Origin of the sequence: Streptomyces sp. NPDC046939 (assembly GCF_040644575.1) — a bacterium.
In the GTDB taxonomy this organism is placed as follows: Bacteria; Actinomycetota; Actinomycetes; order Streptomycetales; family Streptomycetaceae; genus Streptomyces.
This window is the reverse complement of record NZ_JBEYWV010000031.1, coordinates 84,177-99,276: the sequence shown is the minus strand read 5'-3', so window position 1 is coordinate 99,276 and position 15,100 is coordinate 84,177. Positions and strand designations below refer to the sequence as shown.

Sequence of the window (15,100 nt, the reverse complement as noted above, 5' to 3'; positions counted from 1 at the left end):
CCGGCCCAGGTCAGACAGCTCCCGCGCCGGTCAGCGACCGCACCTCGGTCTCGGCGTGCTTGGCCTCGTCCGGCGGCTCGGCGGAGGTCATGGTGCCCAGCCAGCCGGCGAGGAAGCCGAGCGGGATGGAGACGAGCCCCGGGTTCTCCAACGGGAAGAACTGGAAGTCGACCCCCGGGAACAGGGACGTCGGGCTGCCCGAGACCACCGGTGACAGCACGACGAGGACGAGCGCCGGGACGAGCCCGCCGTACACCGACCACACCGCCCCGCGCGTGGTGAAGCCGCGCCAGAACAGCGAGTACAGCAGCACGGGCAGGTTGGCGGACGCGGCGACGGCGAAGGCCAGACCCACGAGGAACGCCACGTTCAGATCGCGCGCGAGCAGCCCGAGCGCGATCGCGACGACGCCGATCCCGGCCGCCGCCACCCGCGCCACCGCGACCTCGCTGCGCTGCTTCCCGCCGCGCTTGCGTCGCAGCGAGGCATACAGGTCGTGCGCCACGGACGCCGAGGAGGCGAGCGTGATCCCGGCGACGACGGCGAGGATGGTGGCGAAGGCGACCGCCGCGACGACCGCGAACAGCACCGTGCCTCCCGTCGAGTCCGCGCCGCCGCCCAGGTCGAGGGCGAGCAGCGGAACCGCCGTGTTCCCCGCCGCGTTCGAGTCCCGTACGGCGGCGGAGCCGACGAGGGCGGCCGCGCCGAACCCGAGCACGATCGTCATCAGGTAGAAGCTGCCGATGAGCCCGATCGACCAGACGACCGAGCGACGGGCGGCCCGCGCGGTCGGCACGGTGTAGAAGCGCGACAGGATGTGCGGAAGGCCTGCCGTGCCGAGGACGAGCGCGAGGCCCAGGCTGATGAAGTCGAGGCGGGCGGTCCAGCTCCCGCCGTACTTCAGCCCGGGCACGAGGAAGTCGGCCCCGTGTCCGCTGCGTGCCGCCGCCGAGCGCAGCAGATGGTCGACGTCACCGTGGAAACGCGCCAGGACGAGCACCGTCAGGGTGATCGTCCCGCCCATGAGCAGAACGGCCTTCACGATCTGGATCCACGTGGTGGCCCGCATCCCTCCCAACGACACATAGATCACCATGAGCGCGCCCACGCCGACGACGGTCCATGCCTGCGCCGCACCGCTCTCCCCACCGAGCAGCAGCGCGACCAGGCTGCCCGCACCCACCATCTGCGCCACCAGATAGAGAACGGACACGGTGACCGAGGAAGTTCCCGCCGCGATGCGTACGGGACGCTCCCGCATCCGCGCCGCCACGACGTCGGCCATCGTGAACCGCCCGCAGTTGCGCACCAGTTCGGCGACGAGGAAGAGCACGACCAGCCAGGCGACGAGGAAGCCCACGGAGTAGAGCAGCCCGTCGTAGCCGTAGAGCGCGATGAGGCCGGAGATGCCGAGGAAGGACGCGGCCGACATGTAGTCCCCGGCGATGGCGAATCCGTTCTCCATCGGTGAGAAGAGACGGCCGCCCGCGTAGAACTCCTCGGCCGAGCCGTGCCGTCGGCGCCCCGCCCAGGTCGTGATCGCGAGCGTGACCGCCACGAACGCGCTGAACAGGATCAGGGCCAGAGTCTGATGCGTCCCCGTCACCGTCGTCCGCCCTCGCTCCGCAGGGAAGCGTCCGTGCCCGGGGAACCGTTTATGCGCGGGAAGCCGCCCCTACGGTCCCCCTCACCGGCAACCCCTCGCGCCAACTCCTGTGTGTCCCAGCGCAGTTCGAGCGCAAGCCGGTCCCGCCGCAGCCGGGCATGGCGCGCGTACAGCCACGTCAGCAGGAACGTACTGGCGAACTGGCCGAGCCCCGCCACCATCGCCACGTTCACCGCCCCCGCGACCGGCCGGGCCATCAGCGCGGGCGCGCTCGTGGCGGCCACGACGTACGCGAGGTACCAGGCGAAGAAGATCACTGTCGCGGGGAGGACGAACCTCCGGTAGCGCCCGCGCACCTCCTGGAACGCGGCGCTGCGCTGCACCTCCAGATAGACCCCTGCCGCGCTCCGCTCCCGGTGCGCGGCCTGGCGGGGCACGGAGGACGCCGGTGCGCCTGTGCCGTCCCGGTCGCCCCACCCCGCGGCGGGCGCGTCGTTCCAGGGATCGCCCGTGCCGCCGCGATCACCGGTCCGGGGCCGCGCCGTCCCGCGCCCGTCGTGCTTCTCCACCGAACTCTCCTTGTCCGCGACCCGACTACGGCCGCGTGGCCAAGGATGGACAGACCGGGAAGATCTCGGACTCTCCTCTCAAGTCCTTCACCCCATTAGGTGATGGACGCCTCCGGTGGCTTCGCGAGTCCGTTCCTGTACGCGTAACGCACCGCCTGCGCGCGGTCCTTCAGCCCCGTCTTCGCGAACAGGTTGTTGATGTGCGTCTTCACCGTCGCCGTCGAGACCTGCAGCGCTCGGGCGATCTCCTGGTTGCTGAGGCCGTCGGCGATGAGCACCAGCACCTCCGCCTCCCGCGCGGTCAGCCCGTCCGGCGGCTCCTTGGCCACGGGCGTGGCGGGCTCGGGCTGCGACAGTCTCTCCAGGAGCCGCCGCTGGATCTGCGGCGAGAGCCCCGCGGCACCGCCGAGCACGTCCCACACGGCCCGCACGATCTCCTCACCGCCCGCGTCCTTGGTCAGATAACCGCGCGCTCCCGCTCTGAGCGCAGGGAAGAGCGAGTCGTCGTCGGCGTACGTGGTCAGGATGACGACCTGGGTGCCAGGATGCTCCGCGCGGATGCGGCGCGTCGCCTCCACGCCGTCACAGCGCGGCATGCGCAGGTCCATCAGCACCACGTCCGGAGCCAGCTCGGCCACCAGCGCGAGCGCCTCCTCACCGTCCCCACCCGCGCCCACCACCTCGATTCCGGGCAGCAGCCCGAGCAGCATCACGATGCCTTCGCGCACCACCGTCTGGTCGTCGACCACCACGACACGGGCCAGTGGCCTGCCCGCCGCGCTCTCCGCATCGGCCCCGCTCACAGGGGCACCCTCAACGTGACCACAAACCCCTCCTCGTCCGGGCCCGCGTCCAGCGAACCGCCCAGCAGCTCGGCGCGCTCCCTCATCCCCAGCAGACCGTAGCCGGAACCGCCTGCGGCGAGTTCCGCCTGTGGACAAGTCCCGCCCGAGTCCCGTATCTCCAAGGTCACCTCGCCGGGGTCGTACTCGAGGCGCATGGCTGCCTTCGCGCCCGGCGCGTGCTTGCGTACGTTCGTCAGTGCCTCCTGCGCCACTCTGCGCACCGCCTGCGAGGCCTCGGCGGACAGGGGCGTGCGCTCGCCCTCGACGGCGAGGGAGGCGCCGTCGCAGGATGCGACGAGTTCTCGTAGGAAGTCCTCGAGCGGTGTCATCTCGCCGCGCAGCGCGGACAGCGCCTGCCGGGTCTCGGTGAGCCCGTCGCGGGCCATCCCCCGGGCAGCGACGACCCGCTCCAAAATCTGGTTCCGGTCGGCTCCGCGCTCGATGAGCAGCCGGGCCGCCTCCAGGTGCACGAGCTGGGCGGAGAGGCTGTGGGCGAGGACGTCGTGGATCTCCCGGGCGATCCGGGACCGCTCGGCGAGCGCCGCCGACTCGGCTTCGGCGGCCCGTGCCGCCCGCTCCTGGACCAGCAACCTCTGTGCGGTGCCTCTGGCCTCGGCGTCCAGGCGCAGCACGTACCCGGAGAGGCAGAGCCCGACCGCGATGACGCCGGTGGTCAGCCAGGCGTCGTCGTTGACCAGAGCGAAGCCGGTGAGCGAGACCGCCGTGGCGGGCGCACCGGCGGCGAGCGGCATGCGTTCGAGGGCGGAGACGGCGCAGCCGCACCAGAGCACGATGGCGGGGCCCATGAACCCGACCTGTTGTGCGCCGAGGGCGATCAGCAGCAGGAGGGCGAGCAGCCCGAGGGAGGGCCACAGCCGGTGGTCGAGTGTGGTGCGGAAGAAGGCCCAGGCGGCGGCCGCGCAGACGAGGAGCGCCACGGGTGCGGCGACGACGGCCCAGTCCTCGACGCCGCGCTGCGTGACGGCGGTCCACAGCATGACCGCGATCACCGTCGCGCGAACCGACCTCGCCAGCAGCCGCCGGGCCCGTGTCACCCCCACGCGAGAGAGCGCCTCCCGCGAGGGCCATGCCGTCCAGTGGTCCCGGCTCACCTGTGATCCTCCACGGCCAACGGCGCGAGAGGACCAACGTACGCCGTCCGCAGGAGTCCGGCCCGCCACATCAGGACACCGGAGCGGACCAGGAGCGAGAGGGCGAAGCCCAGCATGATCACGGAGCTGCCGAGATGGATGCCGAGGGCCAGGCCGATGCCGAGGACGGCCGCCCGCGCCGCCAGGCCGCCGACCCAGGTGCCGGCCGTCGCCACGGTGCCCTTGGTCCACACGTCGCCCCGCTCGTCGGACCAGACGCGTGTCGTGAACGCCCATCCGACGCCTATGCCGAGGCTCACCAAGAGCTCGACGACGAGCAGGACGACCGATCCCGTGGGGTGGTGCGCGTCCATGAGGGAGCCGTTGTGCAGCGCGGAGAATCCGAGGAGCGCGGGGAGCAGCCACCACTTGCGGTCGGCGGCCAGGCGCACGGTCCTGAACTGGCGCACGAGGACGAGCGTGGCGATGGCGGCGATCGCCAGGGCTTCGGGGATCCCGGACATGACGGCCTCCGTGAGCGGTCGGGAGCGATGTGGTGCAACGCCTTCGACGCTACGGAGAACGGCAGGTCAGCGGATCGGAGCCAGGGTGGATCCGGGGTGGATCGTGCGGCTCCACCCAGGGGTGGAGCCGCACAGGGGAGCGGGGTCGGTCACGCGTCGATGCGGGAGCGGTCGAGCGTCGCGGCGGAGCTGCTGATGAACTCCTTGCGCGGCGCCACGTCGTTGCCCATCAGCAGATCGAAGACCTGCTCGGCGGCGTCCAGCTCGCCGATGTTGATCCGGCGCAGCGTGCGGTGGCGCGGGTCCATCGTGGTCTCGGCCAACTGGTCGGCGTCCATCTCGCCCAGGCCCTTGTAGCGCTGGATCGAGTCCTTGTAGCGCACGCCCTTGCGCTGGAACTCGAGCAGCGTCTCCCGCAGCTCGCGGTCCGAGTACGTGTAGACGTACTTGTCCTGGCCCTTCTTCGGCTGGACCAGCTCGATGCGGTGCAGCGGCGGCACGGCGGCGAAGACGCGGCCGGCCTCGACCATGGGCCGCATGTAGCGCTGGAACAGCGTGAGCAGCAGGCAGCGGATGTGGGCGCCGTCGACATCGGCGTCGACGAGCAGGATGATCTTCCCGTACCGCGCCGCGTCGAGGTCGAAGGTGCGGCCGGAACCAGCCCCTATGACCTGGATGATCGCACCGCACTCGGCGTTCTTGAGCATGTCCGAGACGGACGACTTCTGCACGTTGAGGATCTTGCCGCGGATCGGCAGGAGTGCCTGGAACTCGGAGTTCCGCGCGAGCTTGGCGGTGCCGAGCGCGGAGTCGCCCTCGACGATGAACAGCTCGCTGCGCTCCACGTCGTCGCTGCGGCAGTCCGCGAGCTTCGCGGGCAAGGACGACGACTCCAGGGCCGTCTTGCGACGCTGCGCCTCCTTGTGCTGCCGGGCCGCGATGCGCGTGCGGGCCGCGGCGACGGCCTTCTCCATGACGGCACGGGCCTGCGCCTTGGCGTCGCGCTTGGTGGAGGTCAGAAACGCTTTGAGCTCCTTGGCGACGACATTGGCGACGATCCGGTTGGCCGCGGAGGTGCCGAGGACCTCCTTGGTCTGGCCCTCGAACTGCGGCTCGGCCAGGCGGACCGTGACGACGGCCGTCAGGCCCTCCAGGGCGTCGTCCTTGGTGATGTCGTCCTCGGCGACCCTGAGCAGCTTCTGGGTGCGCAGCACCTCGTTCATCGTCCTGGTGAGCGAGCGCTCGAAGCCGCTCACGTGGGTGCCGCCCTTGGGCGTCGCGATGATGTTCACGAACGACCTGATGGTCGTGTCGTAGCCGGTGCCCCAGCGCAGCGCGACGTCGACACCCAGCTCCCGGGTGACCTCGGTCGGTGACATCTGGCCGTGCTCGTCGAGCACGGGGACGGTCTCCTTGAAGGTGCCCTGGCCGGTGAAGCGCAGGACGTCGCAGACGGCCTTGTCCTGTGCCAGGTACTCGCAGAACTCGCTGATGCCGCCGTCGAAGCGGAAGCTCTCCTCGCCCTTGCTGCCGCCTTCGCCGAGGCCGTACTCGTCGCGGACGACGATGGTCAGGCCCGGCACGAGGAAGGCGGTCTGGCGGGCGCGCTGGTGCAGGTTCTCCAGCGAGAGCTTCGCGTCCTTGAGGAAGATCTGCCGGTCCGCCCAGTAGCGGATGCGCGTGCCGTGGCGGCTCTTCGGGATCTTCTTGACCTTGCTCAGCCGCGCGGAGGGGTCGAACGGCGCGTCGGGGCCGGACTTCGCGAAGGCGCCGGGCACACCGCGCCGGAAGCTGATGGCGTGCGTGTGCCCGCCGAGGTCCACCTCCACGTCGAGGCGGGCCGACAGCGCGTTCACCACGGAGGCGCCCACGCCGTGCAGGCCGCCGGAGGCCGCGTACGCGCCGCCGCCGAACTTGCCGCCCGCGTGGAGCTTGGTCATGACGACCTCGACGCCGGAGAGGCCGGTCTTGGGCTCCTTGTCCACGGGGATGCCGCGGCCGTTGTCCCGCACCTCCACGGAGGCGTCGTCGTGCAGGATGACTTCGATGTGGTCGCAGAAGCCACCGAGAGCCTCGTCGACGGAGTTGTCGATGATCTCCCAGAGGCAGTGCATCAGACCGCGGCTGTCGGTCGAGCCGATGTACATGCCCGGACGCTTGCGTACGGCTTCGAGCCCCTCGAGGACGAGAAGGTGCCGCGCGGTGTAGTTGGATCCGTCCCGGTCTGCTCCGGTCAGCAACGCTGTGGACGGCACGGACGTGTCGGCGGTCACGCGGTTCGCTCCTCGCTGAATTTCAGATGGGGCCCTGGTGGGTAACGGGCCGGCGCTGGTCGCCCGTCAGAGGGTACCGATGCCTGGTAGAGCCGTTGTAACGCCACCCTCACCTCCGCCCAGACTAATCCAACCTCGCATACTTGTTCGATCCCTCGATGGAGTGACGCACACATCACGTTCCATTCCAGGCATGAACCATTTAGGCTCCGGGCACGTCCTCTTGAACAACCGGCAAGCCAGCCGGGGAGGACCGACCTGACAGAACGTGCGAACCCGTACGGCACGTAAGAGACGCAATACGGCACATTCGCCGCCACCCGGCAACACACAGCCGGTCTCGAAGAAAATTTTCGAGGAAAAGCCGCGAGCGGGAACGTTTTCGGCCTGGTTGGATGTTGACCCTGGTACGACAGCTCGTCGAGCTAGAGAAGAGGCGACGTGACTACTGTTCTGACCCCCGCGAGCCCGCTGACGGCCGCTGACCGCTGTGACCGTTGCGGCGCCCAGGCATATCTGCGCGTCGTCCTGTCCAGCGGTGGTGAACTGCTCTTCTGCGCCCACCACGGTCGCAAGTTCGAGCCGGAACTCAAGAAGATCGCCGCTGAGATACAGGACGAGACGGAGCGGCTCACCGCCGTTCCGGCAAGCGCCGAGACCGAGGAACGCTGACGCCTCGCACCCACGACGAGCCAGCTCCGGCATCAGGCCGGTGATCGGGCGGCCTCCCCCACCCGGGGAGGCCGCCCGTCCTCGTATCCGTATCAGCCGTGCTGCTGCATCACCTTCACCACGTCCGAGACGCGCGTGTAGACGCCAGGGCTGTTGGGGCGCCCGCAGCCGCTCCCCCAGGAGACCAGGCCGACGAGCTTGCCCTTGGCGACCAGCGGGCCGCCACTGTCGCCCTGACAGGCGTCCTTGCCGCCTTGCGGCTCCCCCGCGCACAGCATCGTCTTCGGCACGTACTTCCCGTCCGAGCCGCCGGGGTACGCCTTGGCGCAGGCGTCATCGCTCAGCACCTTGAGCTGGGCGGCACGCAGCGTGTCCGAGTAGGCGCCCGCGCCGGTCGTGTCGCCCCACCCGTAGACACTCGCGTCCGTCCCCGCCGTGTAGGCCGGGTCGCCCTCCGCCGCCATCGGGAGCACGTCCCCCGCGGGCAGCGCCTTGGACAGGGTGAGCACCGCCACATCGCCGGAGTTGGTACGGGAGTCGTACGCCGGATTGACGTACTCGCTGCTCAGCGGAATCTCGGTCCCTTCCGACGTACGCAGGTCGGTCCGGCCCGCGATCACCTTGAGGTCGCTGACCCTGGCGCGCGGCACTCCGAGCACTTCCTCGCTCAGGCAGTGTGCCGCGGTGACGACGGTGGAGCGGCCGACGACCACGCCTCCGCAGAACTGGCCCGAGCGCGCTCCGCCGAACCGGTCACGACTGGAGAGTGCGACCACCCACGGGTAGTCGGACGTCTTGACGGGACTACCGCCGATGATCACTTCGTCGGCGACCGCGGAGGCCGACGACGCCAGGGGCAGCACGGCCGCCGCGACCAGCACGGTCAGCGGCACGGTCAGCGCTCTGGTGAATGGACGACGCATACAATCTCCTCACTCTAGGTTGTTATGAAACACCTAGAGTGATCGACGCGTGCGCACGCCGCACCGCGAGGATCCATCCTGAGGCGCGTACGCGAGAGGCCCGGCACATCCCACGAGCGGGGGTGTGCCGGGCCTCTCAGCAGCCGTACAGCGGCGTCGACTAGTCCAGGTAGTCGCGCAGGACCTGCGAGCGCGACGGGTGGCGCAGCTTCGACATCGTCTTGGACTCGATCTGGCGGATGCGCTCACGCGTGACGCCGTAGACCTTGCCGATCTCGTCGAGGGTCTTCGGCTGGCCGTCGGTGAGACCGAAGCGCATGGAGACGACGCCCGCCTCACGCTCGGAGAGCGTGTCGAGCACGGAGTGGAGCTGCTCCTGGAGGAGCGTGAAGCTGACGGCGTCGGCCGGGACCACGGCCTCGGAGTCCTCGATGAGGTCACCGAACTCGCTGTCGCCGTCCTCGCCCAGCGGGGTGTGCAGGGAGATGGGCTCGCGGCCGTACTTCTGGACCTCGATGACCTTCTCGGGGGTCATGTCGAGCTCCTTGGCCAGCTCCTCCGGGGTGGGCTCGCGGCCCAGGTCCTGGAGCATCTGGCGCTGCACGCGCGCGAGCTTGTTGATGACCTCGACCATGTGCACCGGGATGCGGATGGTGCGGGCCTGGTCGGCCATCGCGCGCGTGATCGCCTGGCGGATCCACCACGTGGCGTACGTGGAGAACTTGTAGCCCTTGGTGTAGTCGAACTTCTCGACCGCGCGGATCAGACCGAGGTTGCCCTCCTGGATGAGGTCCAGGAAGAGCATGCCGCGGCCGGTGTAGCGCTTGGCCAGGGAGACCACCAGGCGGAGGTTGGCCTCCAGGAGGTGGTTCTTGGCGCGGCGGCCGTCCTCGGCGATGATCTCCAGCTCGCGCTTGAGCTTGGGGGCGAGCTTGTCGGCGTTGGCCAGCTTGTCCTCGGCGAACAGACCGGCCTCGATGCGCTTGGCGAGCTCGACCTCCTGCTCGGCGTTGAGCAGCGGGACCTTGCCGATCTGCTTGAGGTAGTCCTTGACCGGGTCGGCGGTGGCACCGGCGGCCGCGACCTGCTGGGCGGGCGCGTCGTCCTCGTCGTCGTCGGACAGGACGAAGCCCTGGCCCTCCTCGGCGGGCTCGCCCTCGCCGGCCTTGGCCGTGCCCGCGGTCTCCTCGGCGGCCTCGTCCTCGAGGAGCTCGTCGTCCTTCTTGGCGGCCGTCTTCTTGGCGGTGGCCTTCTTGGCGACGGCCTTCTTCGCGGTGGCCTTCTTGGCGACCGTCTTCTTGGCGGCCGTCTTCTTGACCGTCTCGGCTTCCTCGGCGCCGGCCTCGGGGGCCGTCGGCTCGGGAGCGGTCGTGGCGGCGACCTTCTTCGGGGTGACCGTCTTGGCCGCGACGGTCTTGGTGGCGGTGCGCTTGACCGGACTCTTGGCTGCGACGCTCTTTCGGGGACGCTTGGGCTCAGCGGCACTGACCATCAGCGTCACACCCTCTTCCTCGAGGATCTGGTTGAGGCTGCGCAGAACGTTCTTCCACTGAGTGGCCGGAATCTGGTCGGCTTCGAACGCACGGCGCACGTCATCGCCTGCGATCTGGCCATCAGCCTTTCCCCGCTCAATGAGCGCCATGACAGAGACGGACTCGGCGATCTCCGGCGGGAGCGTACGGGATGTGCTGGCCGACACGAACAACCTCTCGGAACGTTGGAAAACGGCTTCCGGCCCCGTCCTGTGTGGACCGGAGCCGACGACCGACGACTTGGGGATGGGCCGACGGCGCGGGCGGGCGCCGGGGAGATGGACAGCGCCTCGCACGGCTGCTGTATTCCCTCCTCGGCTGTCACCTCTTAGGTCATCGCGTTGCTCCGTGGAGCGTTACGCCCAATCTGCGTGGCCCGAGTCACATCCCGGAAACGGTCAAAAACCTACGGATTTGGACAGATCAGGTCAGGCTATGCGTGACGCACCCACACGGCCGATCCGCCGGACGGCGCCCTCCACGCGCGCGTGGCGCACAGCGGGCGCCGTCCGGCGACACCAGGTTCGTACTCCTCGCTCCGCTACGGGGGCCGGGCCGGTCAGTGCTCACGCGGCGCGGGCACGACGCGCTCGACGTCGGGGTGGACCATCAGGAGCTGCCGCATGGCCGCCTCGGCGCCGGACCCGTCGCCCGTGGCGAGCGCGTCGGCGATCCGCGCATGGTGCGTGACGGCCGCCTCGTTCGGGCGGTCACAGCCGGTGACGGGCCCGCCGGAGACCTGGAGAGCGGCGGAGACGATGCCGGCGAGGTGCTCCAGCATGCGGTTGCCGGCGAGCTGGATCAGCAGGGAGTGGAACTCCGCGTCGGCGCGGGAGAACGTGATCGAATCCCCCTGGCCGAGCGCGTGCCCCATGATCTCGACCATGTCGCCGAGACGCGCCTGCACGTCCTCACGGCCGTGCCCGGCGGCGAGGCGCGCGGCGAGCGGCTCGATCGTCCAGCGCATCTCGCTCAGCTCGCGGCGCTGGTCGTCGCGCTGCGGCCCGAAGGCACGCCACTCGATGATGTCGGGGTCGAGGAGGTTCCAGTCGCTGACGGGGCGCACGCGCGTGCCGACGTTCGGCCGGGCGCTGACCAGGCCCTTGGCCTCCAGGACGCGCAGGGACTCGCGGACGACGGTGCGGGACACCTCGAAGCGCTGGCCGATCTCCTCCGGCACGAGCGGCCGGTCCGCTCCGAGGTCGCCGGAGACGATCATCTGCCCCAACTGCTGGACGAGTTGGCCATGCAGGCCGCGGCCCCGACTGCCCGCGGCGCGTCGGCCCACGCGGCCGAGATCCTGGTCCGGGCCGTCCCAGACGGGGGCGCCGACGCGGTCGGTGCTCGATCCCGTGTAGGGGTAGCGGTCGAGTTCACCCGGTCCGACGAGGCCTGAGTCGGCGGAGCGGGCGGCGGTCATCATGGTGTGCGCAAGGGTACTCACGGAATGAGTTGTCGGCTCTGGCCCCAACTCCCTTGAGGTCTTTGGTGAAAAGCACACGAAAGGGTGATCTCCCCCCTCGCTGCAATTGACGCCTTATCGGAAAGAAGTGGGCGAAACAGGGGGAGTTGTGTGCAGCGGAGGGATCGAAGGCGTCCAGCTGGGTCACAGCCACGTGAGCGGACAGGCAGCGAGCGACAACGTCCTTGCGCTGCCGCCGGGTTGAGTGCCCAGCGGCACAGCCGCGGCGACGTCTTGCCCCTTGTCGCCCAGTGGCCGTTCGCACAGAGGGACCTTCTCAGGCTTCCTGTACGAGTGGCACGACGAGCCCGCCCCAACTCGCGTGCGACCAACAGAAAGTTCTTGCGGGTCGAGGGAGTCCGTAGCGCTTCGGTCAGACTTCCGGGCGCAGCATCGGTGGGTTGAGCAGCGTGGCGCCGCCCGCGCGGAAGAGCTGAGCGGGCCTGCCGCCCTGGCGCGTGGTGGTGCCCCCGGTCGGCACGAGGAACCCGGGGGTCCCCGTCACCTTGCGGTGAAAGTTGCGCGGGTCCAGGGCGACGCCCCAGACCGCCTCGTAGACGCGGCGCAGCTCTCCGACCGTGAACTCCGGCGGGCAGAACGCCGTGGCGAGCGAGGAGTACTCGATCTTCGATCGGGCCCGTTCGACGCCGTCCGACAGGATCTGCGTGTGGTCGAAAGCGAGGGGTGCGGCCAGCTCACTGTCCCGGGCGTCGCGCTCGTACCCGTCCTGGTCGAGCAGCGCCTCCACCGGGGCCCAACGGGCGCTGTGCGCGTCGCCGCCCGCACGCGGCGCGGGCAGGTCGGGCGCAAGGGCGAGGTGGGCGACGCTCACGACACGCATCCGGGGGTCGCGCTTCGGGTCGCCGTAGGTCCCTAGTTGTTCCAGGTGCGCCCCGTTGTCCTGGGCGGGCGCGGTCGCGTCATGAGCGCACAGTCCCGTCTCCTCGGCCAGCTCGCGCGCGGCCGCCTCGGTCAGGTCCTCGTCGTCCCGTACGAACCCTCCGGGCAGTGCCCATCGGCCCTGAAACGGTGGCTCCCCGCGGCGCACCACCAGCGCGCACAGCGCATGTCGGCGCACCGTGAGCACGACCAGGTCGACGGTGACAGCGAAGGGCGGAAAGGCCGACGGGTCGTAGGGCGACATGCGACGATCATAGTCGTCTGCCTGACGATAAACACTCCCTTCACTCCCTGCTTTCGCGCTTCACGACCGCGCAATGGCCGGGTCAGGTCAGCCCTCCTCACGGCGTGGGCGCGCCCGCTCGTACGCCCAACTGCAGAACGTCCGCCGCCTCCTCGACCATCGCGAGGCCGAGCCGACTGACCCGTACGGAAAAGGCGTGGCCGGCCACGCGGAGCCCCGTCAGGTCGATCTCGCCGAGCGGCGCGTTGCTCATCGGGACCAGCGTCACCGTCCCGGCGGGCGCGTCCGGGCGGACACCCGCGAGCGTGGCCAGAAGGTGTACCCCGGCCGCCGCGGCGACAGCGGCGGGTCTGCAGGCGGCCGGGTGCGGCAGTGGGGCGCCGCCTTCCGTCCGCTGCTCCCCCGCGTACATGTCCGGCAGCCGGTACCCGAGCGTCTCGGCGGCGGCCAGGACCCCGACGAGCAGGGAGGACGCCTTCTTCTCGTACCCGGCGGCGGCCAGACCCGCCGCCGCGATCGCGGTCTCCTGCAACCGCACGGCTCCCGCTCGATGACCGAATGGGTTGTACGTGTCCTCCTTCGCGCCGAGCGTGCGCAGCCCCCAGCCCGAGTCCAGGTCGGGGCCGCCGAGTAGGCGCGCGAGCTGCTCCGTCTGCACCTTGTCGAGCAGACCCGGGGCGTAGGCGCCCGCTCCGAGCAACCCGGTGTCCAGGAGAGAAGCGGAACCGCTGCCCAGGTGAGTGATCGGACGGCCGTCCGCCATGCGCGCGGCCGCGGGTCTGCCGCCGGTTCGGTCGTCGACCCAGAAGTCCTGTCGGAACCGGAGCCGCAGTTCGCTCGACCATTGCCGCAGCTCCGCGCCTCCCGGTCTGCCGTACGCCTCGAGCAGCTCGGCGCCGAGGACGGCGGCGCGGTGGGCGTGGGCCTGCGTCTCGCAGCGCAGGGGCGCCCCCGGCGCGGGATCGGGCAGGTACGTGCCCTCATCGGTCGCGCGCCGCAGCCAGCGCAGGCACCGCTCCGCCGCCGGGAGCAGCCTGGTCACTTCCTGCTCGGGAAGACCCCAGCGGCGTGCCTCCGCGAGCAGCACCGGAAAGTGGAGAGTGGCCTCGATGCCGGTGCAGCTCGGAGGCAGGCCCGCGCCCATGTGCCGCAGCGGCCCTGGGATGTGCCCGAACTCCCGCCCCTGTCGGTTCAGTTGCGTCCGGGCGACCGCACGCAGGGTGCTGCCCGCGAGACGCGTGCCGAGCGGCAGCACCATCCTGGCGGCGGCCAGCGCCTCGGCCGGTGCCATGCCACAACGCCAGGGCGCGCCCGCGGCCAGGTACACGTCCGACGGCTGCGCGGGGTCTCGCACCAGAAGTGACTGCAAGTCGTCGATGCAGGTGCGCAGCAGCGGTCCCACGCGCGAGTCGTCCCCATGCGCCTTGGCCACGGCGAAGGGGCGCACTGTGTTGCGTCCCGGGCTCTTGCTCGCTTCCTTGCTGTCCGCGCGCACGTGCAGCTCGACCGTCTGCGAACCACCCGGGGGAAGTTCGAGCTCCCAGCGCAGCAACCCCGCCGAGGCCAACGCGTCCATGGGCGGCGGTTGGGCCCCGACCACCACGGTGTGGCCTGCGGGGCCGGACCATCGCATCCCCGCATCGTGGACCGTGGCGGGGACCTCACGGCCTGGGTTCCCGGCGGCCACCGCGCCCAGGTCGGCCAGGTCCGTACCGAGCGCCACCTCCAGGGGGAGCCGCAGGGGCCTCGGGGCCGAACTGCGCAGCGTAATGCGTTCTGTGCCGTCGGCATGCCGGATCCGTTCCACTACCACGTCCGGGTCGGGCCCCGCGTCCGGCGCCGCACGCACGGCCCCGACGAAGCGGGCGCGGTCGGCCGTGACCATGCGGGCCTGCACGTCGATCGGTTCCCGGCCCGCCACCCGCACCCGGCACCGTGACAACAGTCGCCGCCCATTTCGGTAGAAGCCCTCAAGCCCTCGGCCGGTGAGTTGCCCGGACTCGCCGGAGATCACCATCGCCGGCAAGGCCACGCAGATCAGTGCCTGGTGGGCAGGAGGAAGGTCGGAGGCGAACCTCGGGGTCACGGCTGGTCTCGGCGTGGCCTGTGCCGCCCGGGGCGGCTCCGCCGTCGGCTGCCGGGAGATGTCCGCCGTCATGCCGACCGCCCGCCTGACGGGAAGGCGGTGTGTGCGTTTCGCGTGGCCGGACTCCGCCTCTCCCCCTGCGGGGACGAGTGTCGGAGGACTGGGCTGTGGGCTTCGTCGCCGCGGGATGCGATCCGTCCTGCCTGTACGGCCCGTCCCGCACCGGCTCGCCTCGTCACTCGTCGGCGCTCGCAGGCCACCGGGAACAAATGCGCCGGGGCGTCCGACCCACCCCGTCGACAAGGATCCGCTCTGCCCACGACCGGTCTCCGATGCAACTCCCTCATGGGTCGCCTCCCTCGTCGCGCGGCCG

General features: G+C 70.5%; 12 protein-coding genes. 1 reads left to right on the top strand and 11 read right to left on the bottom strand.

What is annotated here, in order from left to right; translation table 11 throughout:
- Positions 1 to 10: 10 nt before the first annotated feature.
- The 6 genes from ABZ877_RS29715 to ABZ877_RS29690 all read right to left on the bottom strand — a co-directional run bounded on the left by ABZ877_RS29715 (position 11) and on the right by ABZ877_RS29690 (position 6,908).
- Entirely contained in the window at positions 11 to 1,606 is a 1,596-nt protein-coding gene (locus tag ABZ877_RS29715) for a cation acetate symporter (protein WP_361077123.1), read from the bottom strand.
- Positions 1,603 to 2,175, bottom strand: a complete 573-nt coding sequence (locus ABZ877_RS29710) for a DUF485 domain-containing protein (protein WP_361077120.1) — start codon at positions 2,173 to 2,175, stop codon at positions 1,603 to 1,605. Before ABZ877_RS29710 ends, ABZ877_RS29715 begins: the two co-directional genes overlap by 4 nt.
- Positions 2,176 to 2,270: 95 nt before the next feature.
- Entirely contained in the window at positions 2,271 to 2,978 is a 708-nt protein-coding gene (locus ABZ877_RS29705; protein ID WP_361077117.1) for a response regulator transcription factor, read from the bottom strand.
- Positions 2,975 to 4,132 carry a histidine kinase gene (locus ABZ877_RS29700; RefSeq protein WP_361077113.1) on the bottom strand — a complete coding sequence of 386 codons (1,158 nt, stop codon included), beginning with the start codon at positions 4,130 to 4,132 and terminating at the stop codon, positions 2,975 to 2,977. Before ABZ877_RS29700 ends, ABZ877_RS29705 begins: the two co-directional genes overlap by 4 nt.
- A complete protein-coding gene (locus tag ABZ877_RS29695) occupies positions 4,129 to 4,635 on the bottom strand; it encodes a DUF1453 domain-containing protein (RefSeq protein ID WP_361077110.1) in 507 nt (168 codons plus the stop codon). The genes ABZ877_RS29700 and ABZ877_RS29695 overlap by 4 nt, the downstream gene beginning before the upstream one ends.
- Before the next feature lie 149 nt (positions 4,636 to 4,784).
- The gene (locus ABZ877_RS29690; RefSeq protein WP_361077107.1) at positions 4,785 to 6,908 is read right to left on the bottom strand and encodes a DNA topoisomerase IV subunit B; all 2,124 of its coding nucleotides are present in this window, start codon (positions 6,906 to 6,908) and stop codon (positions 4,785 to 4,787) included.
- A 441-nt stretch (positions 6,909 to 7,349) separates the two neighbouring features.
- Between ABZ877_RS29690 and ABZ877_RS29685 the strand changes: the two genes are divergently transcribed.
- Positions 7,350 to 7,580: a hypothetical protein gene (locus ABZ877_RS29685; RefSeq protein WP_361077104.1), complete on the top strand. Its 231-nt coding sequence runs from the start codon at positions 7,350 to 7,352 to the stop codon at positions 7,578 to 7,580.
- Positions 7,581 to 7,672: 92 nt separating this feature from the next.
- Here the strand turns inward: ABZ877_RS29685 and ABZ877_RS29680 are convergent, their stop codons facing one another.
- The 5 genes from ABZ877_RS29680 to ABZ877_RS29660 form a co-directional block, all read right to left on the bottom strand.
- The gene (locus ABZ877_RS29680; protein ID WP_361077101.1) at positions 7,673 to 8,503 is read right to left on the bottom strand and encodes a serine protease; all 831 of its coding nucleotides are present in this window, start codon (positions 8,501 to 8,503) and stop codon (positions 7,673 to 7,675) included.
- Positions 8,504 to 8,663: 160 nt separating this feature from the next.
- Positions 8,664 to 10,202 carry an RNA polymerase sigma factor gene (locus ABZ877_RS29675; RefSeq protein WP_361077098.1) on the bottom strand — a complete coding sequence of 513 codons (1,539 nt, stop codon included), beginning with the start codon at positions 10,200 to 10,202 and terminating at the stop codon, positions 8,664 to 8,666.
- Between the two features lie 392 nt (positions 10,203 to 10,594).
- Positions 10,595 to 11,479 carry a FadR/GntR family transcriptional regulator gene (locus ABZ877_RS29670; RefSeq protein ID WP_361077095.1) on the bottom strand — a complete coding sequence of 295 codons (885 nt, stop codon included), beginning with the start codon at positions 11,477 to 11,479 and terminating at the stop codon, positions 10,595 to 10,597.
- 391 nt (positions 11,480 to 11,870) lie between these two features.
- Complete coding sequence (locus ABZ877_RS29665; protein ID WP_361077092.1) at positions 11,871 to 12,641, bottom strand: NUDIX domain-containing protein; 771 nt, start codon at positions 12,639 to 12,641, stop codon at positions 11,871 to 11,873.
- Positions 12,642 to 12,738: 97 nt separating this feature from the next.
- A complete protein-coding gene (locus tag ABZ877_RS29660) occupies positions 12,739 to 14,658 on the bottom strand; it encodes a glycogen debranching N-terminal domain-containing protein (protein WP_361077193.1) in 1,920 nt (639 codons plus the stop codon).
- Between the last annotated feature and the right edge of the window lie 442 nt (positions 14,659 to 15,100).